The following is a 5,151-nucleotide window of genomic DNA, read 5'->3' as shown; positions in this document are numbered from 1 at the left end:
CGATCACAGGGAAGAATTTCAGCGGGGCGTCGCATCGCCCCATGGTCCATCGTCGGACAGATCCTCATCAACAGCCCCGGAGAAGCTGGCCGATGGCAATCGCCGGCTCAGCAAAGTGAAGGCCGGATCATGAGGGGTCAGCCAGGTGCGGCAGCGGACTATTCGGACAGCCCTGTGCGGTGTTGGTCAGGGCGATTTTCTCGCCGGCGTCGACGGCCAGGTTCCAGTTGAGCTTGACCGCGGTCCATTCCGCGATTACCTGCACCAAGCTGCCTCGGACGGGGGCAGCCACTCGGATGGGTCCTTGTCGGCCTTGGAGCGGTTGGCGCGGGCGGTAACCGCCACCAGGTGGTAGGGCTCATCGAGGTCGTTGGCGTACGCCTCGCGTTGAGCGGGTGTCCAGGCGTAGGCGCCCGAATCCACGCTTCGGCGAGCGGCACGAGGTGGTCGACGTCCAGGCGGGAGGCTTGGTCGACGGTGGTGGGATGGGCCGAAGGCTCTGCCGCGAGCACGTGTTCCGCGCTCCTGAGTGGCGTGACGCACGTCACGTCACGTCCTGTCACGTCGCTGCGATCCCCGGTGTCTTGAGGGCATGACCGAATACAACACATCCCACAAGGTCGTGGTCATCGGTGGCGGTTACGCCGGAACGCTGGCGGCCAACCGTCTGCGGATGCGCGACGACGTCGACATCACTCTGGTCAATCCGCGCCCGGAGTTCGTCGAACGCATCCGGCTGCACCAGTTCGTGGCCCGTACCGGCGACGCCACGATTGACTACGGCACGCTGCTCGGCGAGGGCATCCACCTGGTCGTCGACAGCGCCACGCGCATCGACACCGCCGCCCGCACCGTGCGGCTGGCGTCGGGCCGCGCGCTGGACTACGACTACGTCATTTACGCGGTCGGCAGCACCGGCGCGGTGCCCTCGGTGCCAGGCGCGGCCGAATTCGCTTGGCCCATCGCGGAATTGGAGTCCGCGCAGCGGCTGCGCGCCAGGCTGGAGGAGTTGCCCCTCAAGGCTCCGGTCACCGTGGTCGGCGGCGGATTGACCGGCGTCGAGACGGCCGCCGAACTGGCCGAACAAGGGCGCAAGGTCACGCTGGTGTGTGGCCGGACCCTGGCGCCCTACCTGAGCGCAGGGGGGCACCGATACGTCGCCAAATGGCTGACCCGCCATGGTGTCACCGTGCTCGAGGGCGGCGCGGTGACCGAGGTCCGGCCGGACGCGGTCGTCCTGGCCGACGGTTCTGCCGACAGTGTGGTACGTCCGAGCGCACTGACTATCTGGACGGCCGGTTTCGGCCTGCCGGAGCTAGCGGCGGCGAGCGGGCTGAGCACCGACGCGCTCGGCCGACTGCTCACCGACGAGACGCTGACCAGCATCGACGACGACCGCATCGTCGCGGCAGGCGACGCCGCCGCACCGTCGGGCCAGCCGCTGCGGATGAGCGGCTATGCCGCCGGGCCGCTCGGGGCGCAGGCCGCCGACACCGTGCTGAGCCGCATCGCGGGGACCGAACCGGCGATGATCAATCTGGCCTTCACGGGCGCGTGCGTCAGCCTCGGCCGGCACGCCGGCATCAGACAGATCGCCGGTAAGGACGACACCGCGGTGGACATCTACATCCCCGGCCGCGTAGGCGCAATAATCAAGGAAGTGACCTGCAAGTTCGTGGTGTCGAAGCGGATCCGCGGTGAGGCACGCAAGCCCGGTTCCATGGGCTGGCCCAAGGGTGGCCCGCGCCCCGAACAGCCGGCCTCCGCTGCGCGGGCGGTCACCTCCCCGTGAGCACCGACGAGCACGCCGAGCGATTCACCGTGTTGCGGCCGCTGCTGTTCACCATCGTGTACGAGATCCTCGGCTCGGCGACCGAATCCGACGACGTGCTGCAGGACAGCTATCTGCGGTGGGCCAAGGTGGATCTCGCGGCGGTGCGGGACACCAAGTCGTATCTGGCGCGGCTGGTGACCCGTCAGGCGCTCAACGCCTTGCGGGCGAGCACGCGCCGTCGCGAGGAGTACATCGGCTCCTGGCTGCCCGAGCCGCTGCTGCTGGAGGAGAACGACGCGTCGGCCGATGTGGTGCTCGCCGAGTCGGTGTCGATGGCGATGCTTGTGCTGCTCGAAACGCTCACCCCCGATGAGCGCGCGGTGTTCGTGCTGCGCGAGGTTTTTGGGTTCGACTACGACGAGATCGCTGCAGCGGTGGGCAAGTCCGTGGTGACGGTGCGCCAGATGGCGCACCGCGCCCGCGGGCACGTACAGGCGCGGCGTAAACGTTTCGACCCCGTCGACGCTGGGACGACCACGCGGATCACCGAGCAGTTCATGTCCGCGGCGGCGACCGGTGACATGGAGGGGCTGCTCTCGCTGCTCGCGCCGGACGCCACGTGGACCGCCGACAGCGGCGGCAAGGTCACCGCGGCGCGCCAGCCGGTGGTGGGCGCGGAGAAAGTGGCCGTGCTTGTCATGGAACTGTTCCGCGTGGGGCGGTTGCCGGACTCGCGGATCGAGATGGTCAACTGCAACAACGCGCCCGCGATGGCCGCTTACGACGGCGATCACCTGGTAGGCGTCTGCCTGTTCGAGGTCGGCGACGGGAAGATCACCAACTTCTACGTCATCCGCAACCCGGACAAACTCCTCGCGCTGACGGTTCCGCGTCAGATCAGCCGGTAGGAGTCGGCGAGTCGGAGCGCAGCAGGTCGCAATCGCGCATGTCTGGCGCAAGCGGAGTTGCCGCTGCAGATGCGGCGCGGCAGGTGCCTGTGGTGATCGGCGAACCCGTCTCCGCCCCTTTGCGTGTGTTGACCAATCCGACTGAAGGATGACCAAGGAGTTGACCATGACCGATACACAGGTAGTGATCGCTGGGGCGGGGCCGACCGGGCTGATGCTCGCGTGCGAGCTGGGGCTCGCCGGGATCGATGTGCTCGTGCTCGAGCGTCGCCCGGAGCCTCGAACGGTGGAATCGCGGGCCGGAGGCTTGCACATCCGCACGATGGAGGTGCTAGATCAGCGGGGTCTGCTCGACGGGTTCCTCGAGCGCGGACGGCCGCGGCAGGACGTGCACTTCTCCGGACTCGGTATCGACCTATCCGATATGGCGACGCGATATCCGTACGCTCTGCTCATCTTGCAGGCCGAGGTGGAACGGCTGCTGGAGGAGCGCGCGGCGCAGTTGGGGGTACGGCTGCGCCGCGACGCCGAGGTGACGGGGTTCACCCAGGACGAAACGGGTGTCACGGTGGAGCTCGCGGACGGGTCGCGCGTCCGGGCGGACTACCTCGTCGGCTGCGACGGGGGCCGCAGCACCGTGCGCGGGCTCGCCGGCATCGAGTTCCCCGGCACCCCGGCCACGATGACCGCGATGCTCGGCGACGTCGAGCTCGCCGAGCCGCCCGCGTCCGACATCTTCCAGGAGCGGCGCGAGGACGGCAGATTCTCGGTGCTGTCGTACGGTCCGGACTGGTACCGGGTGCTGACCAACGAGTTCGATCATGTCGCTGGCCGGGACGAACCGATGACCCTGGAGACCCTCCGCAAGGCCATGCTCAAGATCGCCGGTACGGACTACGGGATGCACTCACCGCGCTGGCTCTCCCGGCACGGCGACGCGGCCCGCCAGGCCGGCCGTTACCGTGTGGGCCGGGTTCTCCTGGCGGGCGACGCCGCCCACATCCACTTCCCGGCGGGCGGCCAAGGCCTGAACACCGGCGTGCAGGACGCGGTCAACCTCGCCTGGAAGCTCGCCGCCGTCGTCCACGGCCACGCCCCGGAACCGCTGCTCGACACCTACCACGCCGAACGCCACCCGGTCGCCGCCCGCGTCCTGCACAACACCCGCGCCCAGACCGCCCTGTGGCGGGTGGACGACCACACCTCTGCTCTACGCCAGATGCTGGACGATCTCATCGGCATCGACGAGGTACGGCTGCGGCTGGCCGGCATGATCACGGCAACCGACCTCCAGTATCCGATGGAGGGGACCGACGACCTTCTCGGCCGCCGGATCCCGGATCTCGACCTCGACCGCGGCCGCGTCTACGAACTCCTGCACCGCGCCCATGCGGTTCTGCTGGATCTTGGCGGTCTCCCACCGCTCGACAGCGTCGTGACCGGCTGGGCGGACCGAGTCGATCTCGTTCGCGCCTGTCCAGCCGAGGGCTCCGATCTGGGCGCGGACGCCGTATTCATCCGTCCCGACGGACATGTCGCCTGGGTCACTCGCGCCGGCGAGCGGCCAGACTTCGACGCGCTCCGGACCGCCCTCACGACGTGGCTCGGGCCGGCCGGCCACCTTCGCGGTGCGCACGTACACCACCAGCCCGCCCCACGGACCACGCCAACCCCGGATTAGTACGCAAATCCCGCTCCAGCCAGCTCATCTGGGCTGTCCTCGACCATGTCCTTGCCACCGATGCTGCGCCCCGAGCTGGGCCGCACAAGGCTCGTCGACAGCAGCAAGGCCCGCACCCAGCTCGGCTGGCATCCCCGCCCCACCGAGCAGACCATCATCGACACCGCCACCGCGCTCATCGCCAACAACGCACTCAGCAGGTAGCCGACGCCGCCATCGCGATCCGGGAGCCGGCCCGCAAGACCGCTTGCGCCACGCACGTCATTTTCGGTGAACGAGATGTTCACAACGATAAGTTGACAATGAATAGTTGTGGCTACATCCTTGGCCGTATGAGACCGACCGCCGAGCAGCCCCTCGATCCGTTCACGTCTCCGCGTCCGGAGGAGGCGCGCGCTCAGCGCGTCCACGCGTCGTTGTTCCGTATCGCCGAGCGGCACGCCACCACCGACGAGCAACGCGGAAGGCAGGTCCACCCGTTCGTGATGGGACCCCACGAAGCCGTCAGGCTCGTGTCGTTCCTACTGAGCGGGGCCGCGCAGCTCGATGACGGCGAGCCGGAGGTGGACCAGGCCGACATCACGGCCGCCTTGACTCTCGTCCCTCAGGCCCGGGCCGAGATGGACGAGTTGGAGGCCGCGCTCCTCCAGATGGCGCGGGGGCGCGGCATGACGTGGCAGGAGATCGCCTTCGGCCTTGGGCTCGGCACCCCGCAGGCCGCCAGGCAGCGTTACGAACGGCTGGTGGACCGCACCGCGATCGACCTCGACGAAGGCCGGTAGGCGGCT

At 68.7% G+C, this 5,151-nt stretch carries 6 protein-coding genes; 5 read left to right on the top strand and 1 reads right to left on the bottom strand.

Translation table 11 applies throughout. The features are described 5' to 3' along the window. Positions 1 to 127 precede the first annotated feature (127 nt). On the bottom strand, positions 128 to 292 hold the full coding sequence (locus QSK36_RS42880; protein ID WP_285786416.1) for a hypothetical protein: 165 nt from the start codon (positions 290 to 292) through the stop codon (positions 128 to 130). A gap of 300 nt (positions 293 to 592) precedes the next feature. On the opposite strand from QSK36_RS42880, the gene QSK36_RS42875 reads away from it, so the two are divergent. From QSK36_RS42875 to QSK36_RS42855, 5 genes are all read left to right on the top strand, one after another. Then, positions 593 to 1,792, top strand: coding sequence for an NAD(P)/FAD-dependent oxidoreductase (locus QSK36_RS42875; RefSeq protein WP_285786415.1), 1,200 nt, complete (start codon positions 593 to 595; stop codon positions 1,790 to 1,792). Beyond that, positions 1,789 to 2,682 carry an RNA polymerase sigma factor SigJ gene (gene sigJ / locus QSK36_RS42870; RefSeq protein WP_183540070.1) on the top strand — a complete coding sequence of 298 codons (894 nt, stop codon included), beginning with the start codon at positions 1,789 to 1,791 and terminating at the stop codon, positions 2,680 to 2,682. Before QSK36_RS42875 ends, sigJ begins: the two co-directional genes overlap by 4 nt. 166 nt (positions 2,683 to 2,848) lie before the next feature. Next, complete coding sequence (locus QSK36_RS42865; protein WP_285786414.1) at positions 2,849 to 4,363, top strand: FAD-dependent monooxygenase; 1,515 nt, start codon at positions 2,849 to 2,851, stop codon at positions 4,361 to 4,363. A gap of 45 nt (positions 4,364 to 4,408) precedes the next feature. Next, positions 4,409 to 4,567 (top strand): hypothetical protein, encoded by a 159-nt coding sequence (locus QSK36_RS42860; RefSeq protein ID WP_285786413.1) that lies wholly within the window; start codon positions 4,409 to 4,411, stop codon positions 4,565 to 4,567. Between the two features lie 128 nt (positions 4,568 to 4,695). Next, positions 4,696 to 5,145, top strand: a complete 450-nt coding sequence (locus QSK36_RS42855) for a DNA-binding protein (protein WP_183540063.1) — start codon at positions 4,696 to 4,698, stop codon at positions 5,143 to 5,145. Positions 5,146 to 5,151 lie beyond the last annotated feature (6 nt).

Origin of the sequence: Microbispora sp. NBRC 16548 (assembly GCF_030268985.1) — a bacterium.
GTDB classification, from domain to species: Bacteria; Actinomycetota; Actinomycetes; order Streptosporangiales; family Streptosporangiaceae; genus Microbispora; species Microbispora catharanthi.
Note: the sequence above shows the minus strand (reverse complement) of the source record. Positions and strands in the feature narration are given on the sequence as shown.